Source organism: Chlamydiales bacterium (genome assembly GCA_031292375.1).
Classification (GTDB): Bacteria; Chlamydiota; Chlamydiia; order Chlamydiales; family VFKH01; genus JARLHF01.
The window spans coordinates 39,466-59,994 of record JARLHF010000001.1; the positions used below are offsets into that span (position 1 = coordinate 39,466).

A 20,529-nucleotide genomic window follows, 5' to 3' on the forward strand; every position below is an offset into this window, starting at 1 on the left:
ACTATGTCCATGGCCGTTAAAAAGAGCATTTTTTCTAACTTAAGCGAGAAGGAAGTACACGTTTGGATGATAGATATTGAGGCGCACCTTTCTTCTTTTAATAGCTACGTTCATATTTTATCTGCTGAAGAAACCCTACGGGCAAATGACTATATCTTCTTAGAACATTCTACTCGTTTTGTAATTAGAAGAGCTATCCTTCGTATTATTTTAAGTTTTTATACGTCCATTTCTCCTAAAAATATTATTATTAGAACAGATCAAAATGGTAAGCCATACTTGGGTTGTTATGAATCAAAAATTTTCTTCAGCCTGTCATATTCTCAAAACTTAGTTTATTATGCAATAAGCTCTAAACCTTGCATAGGCATTGATATTGAATATATTTCAGAGAAGCCCCCAGAAGAAGATTTAGCAAAGCTTGTTCTGCATTCTGAAGAGTACAAACTTTTTGAGAAGCTTTTTTCTTATCAGAAGAGAGATTTATTTTATCAATATTGGAGCCAAAAAGAAGCTTTAGTAAAAGCCATTGGCATAGGTCTGAGATTTCCTCTATCAGATATTCATATTGAATTCTCTAATCATCAAGTTTCACGCCTTATTAGTTTTGCAACGTCCCCTGTAGATATGTGGTCTTTATCTTCTCTTGAAATCCCTTCAAATTACGTAGGATACATCGCCTTAAAGGGTGAGCTCGGTCCTATTAAATATCAACAACTTACAAATAGTGAATATGTGTGAAGCGCAAACTTTTTTTATTTTAGGCGAAACTTCCTTAACAGCTCAATGTATAGAGCACTTATTAGATAGAAAGCATTGTATTTCAGGTCTTATTTCTGATGACCCCTGGCTCCAAGCATGGGCACAAGAGCGCAAAATCCCCCTATTTGATAGTTTTACCTCTTTAACAGAATTTGATTACCTTCTTAGTATCGTAAATCCAAAGCTTATCCCCAAAAAGATTATTCAGTCAGCTAAAAGATTAGCAATTAATTATCACGACTCACCACTTCCTGCTTATGCAGGAGTTCATGCAACATCATGGGCTATTTTAAATAATGAAAAGAAACACGGGATTACTTGGCATATCATTACAGAACAGATAGATGCAGGTGGTATTGTAAAGCAAGTAATTTTCCCAATCGATAATGGAGAAACTGCTCTCAGTTTGAATATAAAATGCTACCAGCATGCTTTGCAATCATTTAAAGAGTTGGTAGTTGAGCTAGAAGAAGGTAGCTGCGTATTCAAAAAACAAGATTTAAGCGGTCGTTCTTATTTTGGTTCTCATAAAAAACCAAAGCATGCAGGAATCATTTCATGGGATCAAAATGCAAGGGAAATAGAGACTCTTTTTAAGGCTCTTGATTTTGGAAACTACCCCAATAAACTTTGTAGCCCAAAATTATTGATAAAAGAGTATATTCTTTTTCCAAGCAAGATGGAAATTCTTGATCATTCTTCAGAGCACCCGCCTGGAACAATAATAAAAATTACAGGGACTCAGATAGAAGTCGCGACTAACACTTCTGATATTCTCCTAACAGTTCAGGAAAACGACTCTCAAAAAATATTGACTATGCCTGGGGAGTGTTTAGCTTCTCTGGATAATTCTCAAAAGTTAGAAGAGTTCTGTTATGAGCTCTCTTTCTATGAGAATTTTTGGGTTAAAGAATTACAAAAAACTACTTACTTAAACTTAGGACAGTATTCATCTTCTCTAGACATACCCTTTGATACGACTTTAAATTTGCCAACCTCGCTATCAAAAGAAAGCTTATTGGCAGCTATATTGATTTATTTCTATAGAATATCTCAGCAAAGTAATTTTACGGTAAACTACCAAAATATACCTGTTGGAAATGATTTAAACAGGTTTAGTGACTTGTTTATTACTGATCTTCCTTTAAATGTTTCGTTTGTTGCTGAAGACACCTTTCTTAGTGCTCAGGAAAAAATATGCAATGCCTTGCAAATATTAAAAAACAAGAAAGCTTACTTAAAGGACCTCCCCCTAAGATATCCTGAATTATCCAATTCTTCTCAACAAACTTCATTTATTGGAATTCAATACGTAGATGATATAGCTCAAGGTGTCGTTTCTAATAAATATAGCCTTCAGATTCTCATTTCGAACCCAGGAAATCAATGTAGAATTATTTCCTCTCAAAACTTAGCTTTTCTATTACGAAGTACTGAGCATCTTTTATCGCTTTTAGAGGCAATGAATACCAATACTCCGATTATATCTTTGCCTTTGCTTTCTCAAGTAGAGAAAAAGCAAATCTTAACATGGAGTGAAAACAATAGTTCTGATTGTTTTTCTATGTGTACTCATAAATTAATTGAGCGATATGCATTAAAGAATCCTAAGGCCCTTGCAATAGCCTGTGATGAATCCTTTCTCTCTTATGAAGAATTAAATAATCGAGCCGAAATAATATCAAAACATTTATGTCTAATGGGAGTTGGGCCAGAAGTTAATGTAGTCCTATGCCTAGAAAAATCTTTAGCGCTTGTTATTGCTATGTTAGCAGTGATGAAATCTGGAGGAGCTTTTGTGCCATTAGAGCCTAGCCAACCTGAAGAGCGCCTTCATTACATTTTAAATGATGCTAAACCTATATTAGTTTTAACACAAAAATCCTTAGAAGCCAAGTTGATGAGAGTCAAGACCCCTCTTTGCTTCATCGAAGAGGCACTTGCTCCAAAGCATGAAAAACAAGATAAACCCTTTAAGCAACTATACTTATCTAACCGTGCTTATATTATTTATACTTCAGGGTCTACAGGCTTTCCTAAAGGGGTAGAAGTTGAACACAAACAATTGGCCTTTGTACTGAAGGCAAAAGCATTACAATATCCCCTCAAACATTTAAAATTTTTGTGGGTAGGCTCAATTAGTTTTGATATCTCTATTGCTAACATTTTGTTGCCCCTTATTTCGGGTGGTACGCTTTATTTTTCTGCTAAAGTCTCTAATACAGATTCAGATAGTATTGTACAGCTTTTGAATCGACACAAGATTAATCATTTTGGTCCTCCTGTGTCTCTTTATTCTCTGATCTTAGAACAAAATAAAAAGCTTAGTTGTCCCACCCTAGAATACGTATGCGTTGGAGGTGAAGCTCTTACAGATTCTATTGTCTTACTACATCAAAAGTATTTTCCACAGGCTGTTTTATTTAATGAATATGGCCCTACAGAATGTACAATTGTATCTTCCTATTCAAAAGTATATGATCCAAATATATTCTCTAGTGCACCTATTTCTATAGGAAAGCCTATTGAAAGGGCTAAAATGTATGTTCTTGATCATCATCTTCAAATACTTCCTATCGGAGTTAGGGGGGAAATTTATATAGGTGGAGAAGGTGTTGCAAGAGGATATGTGAACAATCCAGAGCTAACTCATGAAAAATTTATTAACTCTTCTCTTTTTGGTCGTTTATATAAAACAGCAGATCTGGGTTGTTGGCTGCCCCATGGGGAGATTCAGTTTGTTGGAAGATCTGATCAACAAATAAAGTTTAGAGGTTATCGGATTGAACTAGAAGAGATTGAAAGAACTTTATGCGGCTATAAAGGCATTCAACAGGCAGTAGTTTCTTTAACAGACAATGGTAAGAGGCTTATTGCCTATTTAGTCTTAGAAGCTGATCATGATTCTTTAGTTGAAGATTCTCTTAGAAGTCACTTAAATACCTACCTTCCTGTATATATGATCCCTTCTGCTTTTTTTATTTTGGATAAATTTCCTTTAACAATAAATGGGAAAATAGATCGCAATGCTCTTCCTGAACCCATTGTAAGTAGGTCAGGCAACCTTAATTATAAAGCACCTAGAACTGCAGATGAACAATCAATTGCGGAAATATGGTCTTGGCACTTAAAAGTTGAGCGCATAGGATTGCTAGATAGCTTTTTCGAATTGGGAGGCCACTCGTTACTGGCTGTCCAGGTAATTGTTTCATTGCAGAATACTTTTAAAATAGAAATCCCTCTAAAAAGCCTTTATGAGCATCCGATTTTAGAAAAATTTGTACAATTCATAACTGATTCAAAAGCTTCGACTACTGTTGCGTCTGTTGAGGCGTATCCAAAAGTAATCTCCAATCCTTCTGATCGATTTTTAGAATTTCCTTTGACAGATATTCAACAAGCATACTGGATTGGAAGAAATGAAGTTTTTTCTTTAAGCCAAATTGCGGTTCACGGATATAGTGAATATGAGTGTGATCATTTGGATTTAAATCTACTAGAAAATAGCTGGAATCAATTAATTCGTCGACATGAGGCTTTAAGGCTTATTTTTCCTGGGGATGGAATGCAAAAAATTCTTCCGGAAGTTTCTCACTATACTATCCAATGTTTTGACTTTTCTAAAGAAACAGAAAAGGCTACAGAAACCCATCTTGACAAATTAAGAGAGCGTTTATCCCATCAGGTACTACCAACAGAAATCTGGCCTCTTTTTGAGGTATGTGTTACGAAAAAGAAAAACAGCTACCGTTTACACTTTAGCATAGATGGTCTTATTGTCGATGGTTGGAGTTTCAATATCTTGCTTTCCGAGTGGGCAAAACTATACTTTGAGCCAGAGATGGCTTTAGCGCCTTTAGGAGTTTCTTTCAGAGACTATGTTTTAACAGAAATTCAATTAAAACAACGTAGCCTATATAATAGAGATAAGAACTACTGGCTATCTCGACTTTCCGATTTTCCAATTGGGCCTTCTCTTCCTCTTTTTAAACATCCAAAAGAAATAGAAAAACCTGTTTTTGATCGATGTACAAAGAAGCTAGAAAAGCATCTCTGGGGACCCCTTAAGGAGCAGATCAAAGCGAGGGGTTTGACTCCAACATCTTTTTTGTTAGCGCTTTTTGGTGAAATTTTACAATTTTGGAGTAATAGTTCACGTTTTACCATCACCCTTACACTATTTAATCGTTTGCCATTTCATCCCCAAATCAATGAAATCATGGGAGATTTTACCTCTCTAACGTTATGTGAAATTGATAATAGAGAGAAAACCACTTTTGTAGAAAGAACTCAAAAGCTACAAGCACGCTTATTTTCAGATATTGACCATCGCTTGTTTAGTGGAATAGAAGTACTACGTGAATTAAGTCGACAAACCCAAAGCTCTTGGGATGCTTCACTAATACCTGTTGTTTTCACCTCTTTATTGGCGGAAGAATCTCAAGAAAATAAAACAAATTTTACTACAAATCAGGTGTACAGTATTACACAAACACCTCAAGTGTGGTTAGATTACAAAGCATATAGCCAATCAGGAGAACTTGTCGTAGAATGGGATTATGTTAAAGGATTATTTCCAGACAACTTAATTGAAGATATGCACCAAGCCTACTTCAGATTATTGGATAGATTAGTACATTCAAAAGAGGCTTGGGATCAAACTTGTTTTGATCTGCTTCCCATAAAACAAGAAGCTTGTCGTAATGATACTAATGCAACACACTGGGAAGTCAAACAGCTCCTTTTACAAGAATTATTCCATTGTAAGGCAAAAGAAATGCCTAATCAGACTGCAGTCATTTATGAAGGAAACTTTCTTTCTTATAAAGAGTTGCAAATAACATCTAATCAACTAGGCAGCTATTTACGTCATAAAGGAGCCACGCCTAATCGTTTGGTTGCTATCGTCATGGATAAATGTCTAGAGCAGGTTATAGCGTGCCTTGGGATCCTTAATGCAGGCGCGGCATATTTACCGATTAGTGCCGATCTTCCAGAAGAGAGAATCGTTGAATTACTTAAATTGGGAGAAGTAGATTTTATTCTGACACAGAATAAGTATCTTAAGAAGCTATCTACACAAAAACTGGAGAACAAGCTTTTAATTACATTAGATGGACTTCAAGCGGATGTATGGAAGCAGGAAAGCTGTGCGTATTTAAAACCTGTTCAAGTTCTTGATGACCTTGCTTATGTCATTTTCACCTCTGGTTCTACTGGAATTCCAAAAGGAGTGATGATTAATCATAGAGGAGCTGTAAATACAATTCTCGATATGAACGAGCGATTCAAAGTAAATCATCATGATCGAGTTTTAGCAATTTCTAATTTAAACTTTGACTTATCCGTCTATGATATCTTTGGCTTATTAGCTTGTGGAGGCACTATTGTCATACCTCGTTCTGAAGATATTAAAGAACCTGTTTGTTGGTTAGAATTGCTGCAGCTATATAAAGTGACTATCTGGAATAGCGTTCCTATGTTTATGAGCATGCTTGTAGAATATCTAAAAGATAGAGAAGAAGGCATGTCAACTAATACCGCTTTACGACTGGTCTTACTCAGTGGTGATTGGATACCTCTGGACCTACCACATTCCATTAAAGAGTTTTTTCACCAGCCTGACGTTATCAGCTTAGGTGGCGCTACAGAGGCCTCTATTTGGTCTATTATTTATCCTATCAACAACGTGCTTCCCGAATGGAAAAGTATTCCTTATGGCCTACCTTTACGCAATCAGGAAATGCACGTATTAAATGAGTATTTGCAATCTTGTCCAGACGGAGTGCAAGGAGATATTTATATTGGTGGTATTGGCCTTGCAAAAGGTTATTGGATGGATAAGAAAAGGAGTGATGCGCAATTTATCTTTCATGCTAGCTGGAAAAAGCAACTCTATAAAACAGGAGATTTGGGAAGATATTATCCTAACGGTGTAATTGAATTTCTTGGTCGTAGCGATAGTCAAGTAAAAGTCAATGGGTATAGAATTGAACTTGGCGAGATACAGAAAACATTAGAATCTCACAAAGACATTTCCCATGCTCTTATTACAACACTTGGAGAGAAAGATAAAGAAAAGCAATTGATTGCTTATTTGGCCCTAAGTAACAATCAGGCGCCTGAAATTCAAAGTGCTGAAATTCAAGATCCTGTAGACAGGATAAATTTTAAGCTGAGTCTTGCAAATACAAGAAGAGTTTTAAAAGAACATAAAAACATTCAGTTTGACATTCCAAAGAACGATTACTCAAAGCTTTTCCGTCGTAAAAGTTATCGTTGCTATGACGGGAACAAGATAAACTCTTCAATTTTGATTAATATATTATGTAAAAGTTTGAAATCTTCTGGAATTATGGGAAAAGCTAGAGAAGATGCAATTCCTCTCTCAAAATTTGATAGTTTTTTAATGCCCTTAACCGCTTATAGGTTTCCAGAGTCCCCTATTCCAAAATACACATACCCTTCTGCAGGTGCTCTTTATCCCGTCCAAGTTTATATAAAAGTAAATAGCATTTCAGGAATAGATGCAGGAGTGTATTTTTTCAATCAAACTGAAAGAAGATTATGTCTGGTTGATGATGAATTATTACCCCTTGATGATCCTAATGATCATTTTACTTTATATTTAGTAGGAAGAACATCACTTATTAAACCTATGTATGGAGACCTTTGGAGAGAATTTTGTGAACTTGAAATAGGCTATATTGTCCACCTATTAAACAAGTCAGCAGTTTCTCAGGATTTTCAGCTGATGATGAAACATATGGATGGCAATGAGCCAATCACTATTTTGGGAGCAAGCTATGTTAATGTAAAACAAGAATGCCCCTTAGCTCCTGAGGTTGAAGTTTGTGTGTATATTAAGCCAGAGGCCTTAATTGATCTCACAGAGGGATGGTATCAATTTGAGACAAAGGCAAAAAAATTAATTCTGATAAAAGATACAATCTCCTTCAACCCGCAATTGGCAGTTACTGACTATTACTCTATCCTAATGGAAGCTTCATTCACCCTATTTTTTTTAAGTGACGCTAAGAATTACGCCAGAAGAGTGCAAATTGGAATGTTTGCGCAGCATATTATGGAGAAAGGAATAGATGAGCTAATTGGTTTTTGCCCAATTGGAACACTAGACAACAACTGTACTGCTCAATATAGGGAAATTTTAGGTTCTCAACATGTGCTCCATGTCCTAACAGGCGGACCTGTTAGTCAAGCACAATTGCAAGAAAGAGGTAGCTCCATTCCCAAACCCCCAGAAGAGCGACTTTCTCAAGACTTACAACTTTTTTTAAAGGACAAGCTTCCTGACTATTTTATCCCTTCTTTTTTCTTAGTTTTAGAAAAATTTCCTCTCTCAGTAAATGGTAAAATTGATTATAAGTCTTTACCCATCCCACAGAACGGACAAAGCATTTCCAAACGTTATATACCTCCTCGCACGGACGTAGAAGAAAAATTGGCTACTATTTGGTCTGAAGTATTGAAAATAGGAAATATAGGGATCCAGGACCATTTTTTCCTCCTTGGAGGCCATTCCCTCTCAGGCGTGCAAGTACTTTCTCGTATTAGAAAAGTTTTTAGTCTAGATTTTCCAATTAAAAAAATCTTCGAGTATCCAATTCTTGAAGCTCTAGCAACTCAGATAGCTAAAGAAAGTGAAAAAACCTCTCAATTTGTCTATCCCCCAATAACAAAAGAACCCCATAGTAAGTATTATCCTCTTTCATTTACACAGCAGCGTTTATGGTTTTTAGATCAACTGTTAGATAACAAATTGGTTTATATGATTCCCTTGGCATTTAGGCTAAAAGGGTTTCTTGTCCTTGATAAATTAAAAATAGGATTAACAAATCTGATCAAGCATCATGAGATTCTTAGGACTGTATTTATCTCTGAAATGGGGATAGCAAAACAGACTGTCTTAGAAACAAGCTTTTTCGATCTTCCTGTTTATGATCTTTTAAAAGAAAACTCTCTAGTGACAGATCATATGGAAGAAGAAGCCATAACACCTTTTGATTTATCAAAAGGTCCTTTGATAAGAGGAAGATTACTAAAAATTGAAGAAAACGAGCATATTTTTTTGCTTACTATTCATCATATCATCACAGATGAGTGGTCTATTCGAGTTTTATTACGAGAAATAAGTTATCTCTATAACTCTTTAAGTGAACTTCCAAAGACACAAACGGCTTCTGATACTATTGAGTATGTAGATTTTACTTGTTGGCAACGCAATTGGCTAAAGGATAGTATTTTAGAAAAACAATTAAAATTCTGGAAAAATGAGCTAGAAAATTGTACCGATTTATTGCAACTTCCCACAGATAAACAGCGCCCACAGAGGCCCACCCATCAAGGGGCTATTTTTTCTTATATTATTCCTTCCAAGCTTACTGATCTTTTGAAAAAGACGGCGGAATCACAAAAAGTGACTCTATTTATGGTTTTATTGGGAGCCTTTCAAACATTTTTACATCGTTACTCTGGTCAAATAGACATTATAACTGGTTTTCCTGTAGCCAATAGACATTATCCTGGAGTAGAAAACCTCTTGGGATATTTTGCCAATACTGTTGTGCTTAGAACAACTTTCCACTCAGAAAGTAACTTCAAAGAAATTTTAAGCCAAATCAGAGATAAAACAACAAAAATTTATGAGAACCAAGATGTTCCTTTTGAATATTTAGTAGATTATTTGAAGATTCCAAGAGATTTAAGTCGCCATCCTCTTTTTCAAGTTATGTTTGTCTATAGAAATAGCAACTTGACTGAACTCATATTGAATGGATTAGAAGTTGAAGAGCTTCCTGTAAACCACCGTGCTGCAAAATTCGATCTTGTGTTAACAGCTGAAGAAACCCTGAATGAACTAAAGCTAGAGTTTGAATATGCAGTAGATTTATTTGATAAAAGTACTATTCAAAGAATGTCCCAAAATTTTATTAAGCTGCTAGAAAGTATTGTGGCAAATTTAGATCAACAAGTAAGTCTTCTAGATATTGTTGCAGAACAAGAGTATGACAAAATTATCCATGAGTGGAATAAAACAGAATGTTTGTTTACTGCTCCATTTTGTTTACATCAGCTCTTTGAAAAAAGAGCTGGTCAAAGTCCAGAACATCCAGCTCTCATCTTTGAAGAAAAAATAATCTCATACGCAGAATTAAATAAACAATCTAATCGTTTAGCTCGTTATCTTAGAAAATTAAATATATCTTCAGATGTTATTGTGGGCATTGCTTTAGAACGCTCTATTGAATTGGTTATCGCTATTTATTCTACTATGAAGGCAGGAGGCGCCTATCTTCCTTTAGAGTTGACCTATCCAAAGGATCGCCTTAACTATATGCTAGAGGATGCAAGTGTAGAGGTAGTGATTACACTTACAACAGATCGTGATAAATTTTTAAATTTTAAAGGAACGATTTTATGTTTAGATCAACTAGAAATAGATGAAAGCGAAGAAAACTTAAGCATTGATTACCCTCTTTCTTCTCTTGCGTATGTTATTTATACATCAGGTTCTACTGGGCAGCCAAAAGGGGTCTGTATTGAGCATAAAGGACTTGTTAACCGTATATTATGGATGCAAAATGAGTATCAGTTACTGTCTTACGATAGAGTACTCCAGAAGACGCCCTTTAGCTTTGATGTTTCTGTTTGGGAGTTTTTTTGGCCTCTCTCATTTGGAGCGTCATTAGTTATAGCCAAGCCAAAAGCCCACCGCGATACCGAAGAGCTCATCTACACCATTCAACGTTACTTTATTACATGCATGCATTTTGTTCCGTCTATGCTTGGTTCATTTTTAGAGCTTCAGGGAGGAGAAAAATGTTCTTCCTTAAGAATGGTGTTTACAAGTGGAGAAGCTTTACCCCCACATTTTGTAAGACAATTTTTTGAACAAACCTCTGCGGATTTGCACAATCTTTATGGGCCTACTGAGGCCTCTATTGATGTGACTTATTGGAATTGTCGCAATTCATTTTTGGATATATCCGTTCCCATTGGGAAACCTATTTGGAACACAGAAACGTATATTCTCGACAAACATTTAAATACTGTCCCTATAGGCGTGGCTGGAGAGCTATATCTTAGCGGAGCAGGACTTGCTCGTTGTTATTTGAATAAGCCTTCTTTAACAGCAGAGAAATTTCTTCAATTGCCATTTAAACCGTGTAAAAGAGCTTACAAGACTGGAGATCTAGCCCGCTATTTTTCTGATGGAAATATTGAATTTTTAGGCCGCTTAGACCATCAGGTAAAAATGCGAGGATACCGGATTGAGCTTGGAGAAATAGAAAATAGGCTAGGAGGCCATCCAGAGGTTCTTCAGTGTGTTGTTGATGTTTGTATAGAAAAAACGGGACATAAATCTCTTGTTGCTTTTGTTGTTTTGAAGAATCCAATTGACGATTATCTACTTCGTAATTATTTGAGTGAGAAAATTCCAGATTACATGGTCCCGTCTCAATTTATTGTTACAGATCATTTGCCTTTAACAACGAGTGGTAAAGTTGATCGCAAAGCATTAAAACAAAACCAATTAATCTATCATCGATCTCGTACTATTGTCGCTCCTCGTAACGAATTAGAGTCTGACCTTGTTCAAATCTGGAAGCATGTTCTTCAGGTTGAAACCATAGGTGTTACTGATAACTTCTTCGAACTAGGTGGGGACTCTATTCTAAGTATTCAGATTGTTGCTACTGCTAAGAAGTGGGGCTATTCATTGCAATTAGCAGATTTATTTAGCTTTCCTACAATTGAAAAGCTTTGGCCTAGAATCAAATGCTATGAGTTAAATGAAAAAACTCCTGATTATACTCCCTTCTCTTTAGTAAATTCTCAAGATAAGCAATTGTTGGACAGAGAGAATTTAGAGGATGCCTACCCTCTAGCTTCCTTGCAAGCTGGAATGATCTACCACAATGAGCTAAATCCAGATGAAGCTGTCTACCAAGATACGTTCAGTTATGAAATGGAAGGTGAATTAAAAGAAAATCTGCTTTCCTCTATTTTAGAGGCCATGATTTCTATTCATCCTGTATTACGGACTTCTTTTAAGTTTGAGGATTATAGCGAACCTTTACAATTAGTCCACTGCAAGGGTATTCTCCAAATAGAATTTGTAGATATTTCTTGTATGGATTTAACTACTCAAGATAAACATATCGAAGAGTGGTTTAGACAAGAAAAAGAAAAGCGCTTTATTCTTACTTCACCAACTCTTATTCGTTTTGCTGTTCACAGCAGGTCTGAACGTACTTTCCAATTTGGATTTACCTTTCACCATGCAATTCTTGATGGTTGGAGTATAGCTACTTTAGTAGCTCATATGATTCAAGAATATGAAACTAGAATTGAAGGCGGTCTTTCTTCTCTTCACCAACCGCGTTTGAGGTATGGAGCTTATATTCAACATGAAAAGCAGCTTACAAGTTCTACTGAACAGTTGGATTTTTGGAAAAAGAAACTCAATGGGTTTCACACATTAAAAGTTTATGACAATTTCAAACAGGGTGCAAATAAAAAAGGTTGGTCTTCAGATAGTAAAATTCTTAAGACATACATAGTAGAAAAGCTTCACGAATTAGCCAAAAGGCTCAATGTACCACTGAAAAGCGTTTTACTTGCCGCTTACTTACGAGTTCTTTCTCGGATTTCAGGAGAAAGTGATATCACTACAGGCTATATCCTAAATGGACGTCTTGAGGAACTTGATAGCGAGAATACGTTGGGATTATTTCTTAACACTGTTCCTCTACGACTTATTTTAGATGGTGGAAGATGGGAAGATCTAGTACTCGCTGTATACGAAGAAGAGAAGAAACTACTTCCTTATCGATGGTATCCTCTTGCTCAAATACAACATCAACACGGGGGGAGGGAGCTTTTTAACACATCATTTAACTATGCACACTTTCATGTATATGACAAGCTAAAGGAAAACAAACATCTTCAACTGATAAGTCATAAAGCCTATGAAAAGACAAATTTTGTATTTTCTGCTAATTTTTACGTCGATACTTTGCAAGAAAATCTTTGTTTATCTCTTGAGTATGACTCTGATAAGATTAGTAATAAAAAAGTTGGAGAAATTTTCGATTATTTTAAGAGAGCTTTAAAAAGTTTAGCTTATAACTCAAACTCTCTTTACCAGCACGACTCTCTTTTATCTAAAAATGAATTGAATACTTTATTTAATACTTGGAACAATAGCGAAAAGCAACTTGTGTGTGTATCTTCAGTTGTTGAGTTGTTTGAAGAGCGAGTGCAAAAGATCCCTGAGCAGACTGCAGCTATTTTTGATGGAAGATCGATTACTTATCAAGAATTAAATGAGCAAGCAAATCAGATTGCTTATTTTTTAAAAAAACAAGAACATATTTCTCTAATAGCCCTTTCTGCTGAGCGTTCCATAGAAATGATCGTAGGATTAATAGGGATTTTAAAGGCAGGAAAGGGGTTTCTTCCCCTGGACCCCAATTATCCAATAGATCGTTTAAACTACATCTTTAAAAGTTCAGATGCTCAAATCTTACTCACACAAAACCACCTATGGTCAAGATTCGAAAATTATCCTGGCAGGATCTTAGATATAGATTTTCTTATTCATAGTAATTTTGACAAAGTAGAACATAGTTGCCAGCAAAATGTCTCAGATGTAGCTTATGTTCTTTACACATCTGGCTCTACAGGTATTCCAAAAGGAGTTGTAGTGGGGCATGAAGCTTTACTGAATCAAATTCAATGGTTGCAACATACGTATCAACTGACAGAATTAGATAAAGTCTTACACCACAGCTCTCTGGCCTTTGATGTGTCAGTAGAGGAGATCTTCTGGCCTTTATGCAGTGGAGCTACTGTCGTGGTTGCAGCGAAAGACGTCCATCAAGACATTGAGGGATTGATCGACTTTATAGAAGAAAAAAAGATCTCTATTTTAGACCTTGTTCCTTCCTTATTAGAGGTTATTTTGCAACATTCTCGGCTCGAGCGTCTAAAATCTCTTCGCCAAGTTTTAGTAGGAGGAGAGGTTCTTCACCACCTGCTCATTAAGAAATTTTATAAAAACCTATCTGCAAATCTACACAATATGTATGGTCTTACGGAAACCACAATTACCAGTACTTATCATCCTTGTACTTCTAGTACTATTTTAGCAGATCTTTTAATTGGGCGTCCTATTTGGAATACCAAGACTTATATTTTAGACAAGCATTTGTGTCCCCTGCCTATAGGAGTTCCTGGTGAGATCTGTATTTCCGGTCGAGGTTTAGCCCATGGTTACTTGGATCAAGATGACTTAACTAAACAAAGATTTGTCCTAAACCCATTTACTAAAGATGGTACCCTCCTATTTAGAACAGGTGATCTTGGTTATTATTGCCCTGATGGTTCTATTGCGTTTTTAGGCAGATCCGATAATCAAATAAAAATACGTGGACAACGTGTTGAATTAGGAGAAATTGAGAGTATTTTAAGACAGCATTATACTATCCATCACGCTGTTGTAGAGCTTCAAGAGGATGTGAGAGGAAGCCAACAACTTATTGCTTATATTGTATTGAAGGATACTTTTTCTTTTGATGAAGAAGAATTAAAAAAATGGCTAAAACAGTGGATCCCTGAAGCTTGGGTACCTTTAACTATTGTATCTCTTTCTCAGCTTCCTCTTTTATTGAGTGGTAAGATTGATCGAAAAGCCCTTCCAAAGGTGGCGCTCATCAGTAAAAAACTTATTTTACCCAGTACTCCTATAGAAAAAATACTTGCTCAAATTTGGTGTGAAGTCTTGCAACTTAAAGAGATCGGAATCAACGAGAATTTCTTTGCATTAGGAGGTAACTCTTTATCGATTACTATTGCTGCCATGCATATTAGGAAGCAATTCGTACAAAATATTCCCCTTAGAGTTTTCTTAGAAAATCCAACAATTGCTAATTTAGCAAGTTTGTTAGATGAACAAATGGGCAAACTACAGCAAGTTCCCTCTTTCGAAGAAATATTCCTTCCTGCCAGCATTACCCCTCAGCCTAAACAAATCGTAAGTTCATCCATTGCTAATGTTTTATTAACAGGAGCAACAGGTTTTTTGGGTGCGCATTTATTGTTTGATTTACTAGAAAATAGTAAAGTAAATGTTTTTTGCTTAGTACGAGCAATAGATAAAGAAGAAGCTCAAAATAAATTAGTTTATAACTTCAAGCGCTACTTTCCAGAAGCTGTATTTTCGAAAGATCGAATTGTCGCTTTACCCGGTGACTTAAGCCTTTCTAGACTCGGTCTTGATGAGCAAAATTATCAAACCTTGGCAAAAAAATTAGATGCAATTTACCATTGCGGGGCCCTTGTTCACCACCTATATGATTATAAAACGCTCATGGCCCCCAATGTTTTAAGCGTAATTGAAGTGCTTAAACTAGCAGTAACGGGTACTTTAAAAAAGGTGATCTATATTTCTACTCTTTCGATTGCAGAAGAAGAGCAAGGCACGGCTCAAGAAAAGTTCATTACAGGAACATTACCCTCAATCCTCAATAGCGGATATGAACAAACAAAATGGATGGCTGAAAAGCTATTGACTGAAGCCTTTAGTAGAGGTATTCCGATCCAGATATTTAGACCAAGCACGATCATAGGTCACAGCCTGACAGGAGTTTCTTCCTACGAAAATGATCACTTAATGAGATTAATAAAGGGATGTATTCAGCTAGAAAAAGCCCCCGACTGGGAATTTAAACTCGATATGCTACCTGTGGATGGTATCAGCAAAATTATTACTAAAATCTCTCTAGATGAAAAAAATAAAAACCAGATATTTAACTTATCCAACCCAGAACAAATCAGTTGGTTAGATTTAATACGTTGGCTTAAGGATTTCGGTTATGAGATCGAAATAATATCTCATAATATATGGCAAGCATTGCTGACAAAAATAGATGCAGACAATGCTCTTTTTTCCCTTCTTGCCCTTTATATTGAAGATGAAGTAACTTTTGAAGAAGTAGTAAACAAGAACATCGAGATCCGAAATACTCTTGAAGCTTTGGCTAACTTGAGGATAGATATGCCTTCGGTTAACAACCAAATTTTGCATAAGGCATTTTGTTACCTATCAGAGATGTTTTTTACAAAGCAGAAGGATTTTTTGAATGAAAAATAAGTTTCTCATTATACCTCTAATTTGCCTAGTTGTTGTTGGCATTATATGGTTTGTCCAATCACCCACTTCATCAAAGGAAACGCCCCAACAATCTAGTGCACATGTGGTTCAAGACGTCACGTTTTCTGGTGGTATTATTCCGATTCAATCTTTTAATGATATTCGCTCAGAATTGGATAGTACGGATGCGGATACATTGGTTGTATTCGATGTAGACGATGTATTAATTACTTATAATGATATGGTATTACGTCCCAGTGGAGCACATTTTCGCCCTGCATCTTGGAAGGGCATTGATCCAAAAGAAATTCCTTACTTAATAAGCATTATGTTAAATGAAGGGCAAATAATACTCATAGATCATTCTACGCCTCTACTTATCAATAAATTGAAGAGTAAAGGAGTCAAAACTATAGCTTTAACCGCAGCCAGAACAGGGAAATTTGGAGTTATTGAAAGTGCAGAGGAATGGAGATTAAAAGTATTGAAACAATTCGATATTGATTTTTCTAAGTCGTTCTCTACAAAGCAGATTTATTTCGATAATATAGAAAAAAAAGAAACCGAGTATTCTCTTTTTAAAGATGGTGTTTTATTTCTTGGTGATGAAAAAACCACTAAGGGGGCTCTGTTGGTCCAGTTCCTAAAGAAAGTTCAATGGACGCCAAAAAAAGTAATTTTTATTGATGATAAAATGTCGCATCTTACTTCTGTTGAAGCCGCTTTAAATAAAGCCAAAATCCCTTTTCAAGGGTATCAGTACAAGGGAGCGGATAAGCTTCCTGGTAAACTTGATGAGCAGATAGCAGAGGTTCAATTTAGTCACCTTCGCAAAGACCATAAATGGTTAAGCGATTCTGAAGCTAAAAAGGAGGAGCAATGTTTATCTGCCCTCCATCAATAAGCATATCGGATCCTGTTATATAGCTAGAGTCATCAGATGCTAAGAAAACAGCAGCTTTTGCAATTTCTCTTGGTTGTCCAAACCGTTTGAGAGGAATTGCACTCTCACACTGTATAATCATTTCTTCTGAAATCCCTAATTTATCTTGAATGGGGGTGCGGATAAAACCTGGAGAAATCGAATTGACACGAATATTTTTTGACAACAAATCGGCGGCAAATGATTGTGATAGTGAGCGCAGGGCCGCTTTTGAAGCATTATAAACTGAAAAATCCGTACATCCTTGTATTCCAGATGTTGAGGCAATAAGTATTATTGAGCCACCCTCCCTAAGAAGCGGTAGAGATCTTTGCACCGTAAAGAAAGCTCCTTTCAAATTTATGTCCATAATCTCTTGAAAAGCATTCTCATCCGTGAGTTCTAAAGGAGTTGGCTTAAAAATTCCCGCATTAACCACTAATATATCGCATTTTCCAAATTTTTTACCTATAGTCTCGTAGACATTATCTAAGCTTTTTATATTAATAACGTCTCCGGCCATAACCAAAGAGTTACCATCAGATAGCTCTTTTTTTGCTACATCTATAGAATTCTGGTTTCTACCAAATACAGCCACATTAGCTCCTTCTAATAAAAACTCTTTAGCAATTGCCAAACCAATCCCGCTGGTTCCCCCGGAAATAATGGCAGTTTTATTTGATAATTTCATATATTTAACCTGAGTTGTATTGTTTTTTTTGATTTTACAAATAAATTTGAGACTTTTCTTTTAAAAAAAATAAATAAGCCAAAAAAATAATCAAACAACACAATTCCAAGTAATTTTCTAATTGTATTTTGCTTTCTAATTATTTCGCTTATTTTATTATAAGGAATTTCGGTTTGAGCAACTAAGTTATATTCAGAGTGCCATGTAAAGATTTTTAACTTTTTCAAGATATTATCTATTAGCCGTTGCGCTTCACAAATTGGAGAAAGGCTTTTTTGAGATAAATAATAAAAGTGAGATGCGCATAAGTCTGATAATGCACTTACAGATGTTTTTTGAATGGTCTCATATTTTGAAAGAGCCTCAAAATTATTTTTTTCTGAGACAAGCAAGGAAGCAAGTACCTGACAGTCTTGGAGGGCTGCATTCATTCCCTGTCCATAAAAAGGAAACACTGCATGTGCAGCATCTCCAATTAATATAATCTTATCTTCACAAGACCATTTTGATAAATGAACATTTAATAATCCCCCTATTTTAGAGTCATTTAGTGTGCCTCTTATGGTATTGCTTAAATCAAATAATTGCGGAAAATCCTCTATAAATTTGCTTTCTACGTATTTATGAGCCTCACTTGAACGAATATCAGATAATCCATTGATATCACAACAATAGATACTTGAAAAACTTTGATCTTGATTGGGAATAGCAAAAATAGTCGAATTGTGTTGTGGAAAAATATGCAAGGAACAAGGATCTATTTTCAGCATCCTTGCATCCACTGAAGAGAAGCTAAATTTTTTATAAATCCATTTAAAATACTTAACTTGAAAATCGATAAGTTGGCCTGATAGAACGAATTCCCTTGTCTTGGAATAACCCCCATCAGCTCCTATTAATAAGCTAAAAGGCATTATTAATTCTTGATTTGTCAGACGAGAGCGAACGGTTAGAGAGGAACCATTCTTATTAACATCCACCAATTCTGAATCAAATATCATTTTTGTATTTTTGTTTTTAGATGACTCTTCATAAAGGATTCTAATTAAGTCACTCCTTTTGATAGAAAAGATAATATCTTCTTTTTCTTTTCCATAACTTTGTACAATCCTATTTTGACTAATAGAATGAGAAATAGGAAGATGAATAATGCGATTCTTAATAGGTACCGCACATTCCAAAATTCTTTTTTCAACCCCAATTTTTCGAAAGCACTTCATTCCTCGTTCACTAATAGTCATATTAAAAGAACGGGGGTCTTCTAATTTGTTTGATTGAAAAGGAGGCCTTTTTTCAATAATCAAAATATTTTTCTGAAGTTTTTTGAGAAGAATAGATAAAACAAGCCCGCTGACACCAGCTCCAATAATAACGATGGGTCTATCGCTTGTGTTATTTAAGGTGAAATCCATAGCTTTCCCCAAAATATCATAGTATTAAAATCTTTGGACTGTGAGCATAAATGTTTAGCTTAGATAAAGCAACTTTTTAAAATATCTCGCCTGTAAAACCCCTAATTCTATATAGTCTTCCCTTAACACGCTGCGAATATAAAAAATGAGGTTACTGCCGTGGGAAAAATGTTGCTATTCTACAGTTTGATTTTTATTTGTTCTTTTACTCCATTCAATAATGCTAAAGAGAACACTTCATCTTTTGTTACTTATTCTTTAGATGGTGGGCGGTTTGGCGATCAATTGGTCAACTATATGAAAGCTTTATGGGTATCCTATAAATACGAAATCCCTTTGCTCTATCGTCCTTTTATTTACAGTGATCAGCTTGAATTATCCGAAGCACACGCGCCGCTAATGGATAATGAAAACGTCGAAAATATAAGAAAAATCGAAATCAAAGACAATTTGAAATTTCTTGAAGAGAATAGAGACGATGGTGTTCCTACCTTGTATCTAATTTCGTTCCGTAGTCATGTTTTAAATGATGAAGACTGGGAAAATGAAGTATTTCGCAAAAAACTTACTGAAGTTATCAGGCCAAAAGGGAACATCGAACCTATAGGACTACCATCAGATCGTCTCACTATAGCTATTCACGTACGTAGTCAGAATAACCGCTTTGATACTCCATTGGAGATCGAACAAATGCCAACAAAATTTCCACCACATTCTTTTTACCTAAACGGTTTGAAACAAATTGCCAATCATTTTGAGGGGCACCCTTTATATGTGTATATTTTTACGGATGATCCACAGCCCCAACTAATTAGGGATAAATATATTCGTGAGCTTAAAAATTGGAAAATTGATAATGATGTCATTATCCATTGTCGCGAATCTAAAAATGATCATGACATTAATGTGTTAGAAGATTTTTTTAACATGATGCAATTCGATTGTGTTATTCACCCAGATTCAATGTTTTCTTTAAGTGTGTGTTGTGTTTCTGGACCGATCGTTGAGGTAACTGCACCAGCTTGGAACTATTGTCGCAGGGATGAACAGAATCATATTATTAAAGATAAAGAGGGAAACGTAATAGTCGACAACCTGATCTATTTCAGGCCAGAGAAGGGTAAGCCTAGCTCTGGGACATGTTTTGCTCTAATCGAACAAGACATGTTATTTTAAGGCATAAAGAATGTCATTCCTAAGAGAATGATAATGGTCTTCCGGGATCTATTATAGATTCATATTCTTGTGGATAAACAATATGTGTTGCAGTCGATGTAGCGAGCTGTTTTACAACATAAATGGATGTTTTATCTTTTATACAAGGCTGTTTTCCACATTTAAAACATAGAGTATAGCATAATAAAGCCCTACTTATTTTATCGGGGAGTAACAGGGGTTTTTCATATTTTTTTTCTATTTGAAACTTACGCCCCATGTGCCAACAAGTTATCTTTTGACCCGTTTCATTAACAAGCCTCCCCTTTTGCCTAAAGTCTAGTACTTCGGTCCAGCTGCCATCATTTTCAAATTCTGTACATATTTTTACCATAAAGCCCTCCCAGAT

7 protein-coding genes are annotated in these 20,529 nt (G+C 35.6%); 4 read left to right on the forward strand and 3 right to left on the reverse strand.

All coding sequences use genetic code 11. The annotated features are described in order from the left end of the window. The first annotated feature begins 3 nt into the window (after positions 1-3). From P4L16_00220 to P4L16_00230, 3 genes are read left to right on the forward strand one after another with little or no spacing between them, the layout of a single operon-like run. On the forward strand, positions 4-741 hold the full coding sequence (locus P4L16_00220; GenBank protein ID MDR3623552.1) for a 4'-phosphopantetheinyl transferase superfamily protein: 738 nt from the start codon (positions 4-6) through the stop codon (positions 739-741). Further along, a complete protein-coding gene (locus P4L16_00225; GenBank protein ID MDR3623553.1) occupies positions 734-15,940 on the forward strand; it encodes an amino acid adenylation domain-containing protein in 15,207 nt (5,068 codons plus the stop codon). The genes P4L16_00220 and P4L16_00225 overlap by 8 nt, the downstream gene beginning before the upstream one ends. Then, the gene (locus tag P4L16_00230) at positions 15,930-16,844 is read left to right on the forward strand and encodes a DUF2608 domain-containing protein (protein ID MDR3623554.1); all 915 of its coding nucleotides are present in this window, start codon (positions 15,930-15,932) and stop codon (positions 16,842-16,844) included. Before P4L16_00225 ends, P4L16_00230 begins: the two co-directional genes overlap by 11 nt. Here the strand turns inward: P4L16_00230 and P4L16_00235 are convergent. Together P4L16_00235 and P4L16_00240 are read right to left on the reverse strand one after the other, a co-directional pair. Next, positions 16,804-17,553 carry a glucose 1-dehydrogenase gene (locus tag P4L16_00235; GenBank protein MDR3623555.1) on the reverse strand — a complete coding sequence of 250 codons (750 nt, stop codon included), beginning with the start codon at positions 17,551-17,553 and terminating at the stop codon, positions 16,804-16,806. The genes P4L16_00230 and P4L16_00235 overlap by 41 nt on opposite strands. After that, complete coding sequence (locus P4L16_00240) at positions 17,550-18,965, reverse strand: NAD(P)/FAD-dependent oxidoreductase (protein MDR3623556.1); 1,416 nt, start codon at positions 18,963-18,965, stop codon at positions 17,550-17,552. The genes P4L16_00235 and P4L16_00240 overlap by 4 nt, the downstream gene beginning before the upstream one ends. Before the next feature lie 159 nt (positions 18,966-19,124). Between P4L16_00240 and P4L16_00245 the strand changes: the two genes are divergently transcribed. Next, entirely contained in the window at positions 19,125-20,141 is a 1,017-nt protein-coding gene (locus P4L16_00245; protein ID MDR3623557.1) for a hypothetical protein, read from the forward strand. 19 nt (positions 20,142-20,160) lie between these two features. Here P4L16_00245 and P4L16_00250 read toward each other — a convergent pair whose 3' ends face one another. Continuing rightward, a complete protein-coding gene (locus P4L16_00250) occupies positions 20,161-20,514 on the reverse strand; it encodes a hypothetical protein (protein ID MDR3623558.1) in 354 nt (117 codons plus the stop codon). Positions 20,515-20,529 lie beyond the last annotated feature (15 nt).